This window comes from Peribacillus simplex (assembly GCF_001542915.1).
Classification (GTDB): domain Bacteria; phylum Bacillota; class Bacilli; order Bacillales; family DSM-1321; genus Peribacillus; species Peribacillus simplex_B.
Map to the genome: position 1 here is coordinate 89229 of NZ_LNNH01000018.1, position 247 is coordinate 89475.

Below are 247 nucleotides of genomic sequence, written 5' to 3' on the forward strand. Positions count from 1 at the left end.
AACTTTTTGATGGTCTTTGCTTTCCGTACACCGTGATAAAAATGAGCATGTTGCACAAATTTGTTTGGGCGATTTGTATTCGCGATAGCCCTCTTTATTTGTTGTTGAGTACTTTAAAGTTTCTCCCGAAGGGCAAAGGTAACAATTAAAGTGTTCATCGTAAACATAGTCATGTTTGCGAAAGAATCCTTCTTTTGTACGAGGACGTGTATAGGGTAAAGCAGGTGTGATTTCTTTGTTAAATAGG

1 protein-coding gene is annotated in these 247 nt (G+C 37.7%); it reads right to left on the reverse strand.

What is annotated here, in order from left to right:
• Positions 1–247, reverse strand: a 247-nt coding sequence (locus AS888_RS26800) for a transposase (protein ID WP_260320184.1), incomplete at both ends; no start/stop codon positions are given.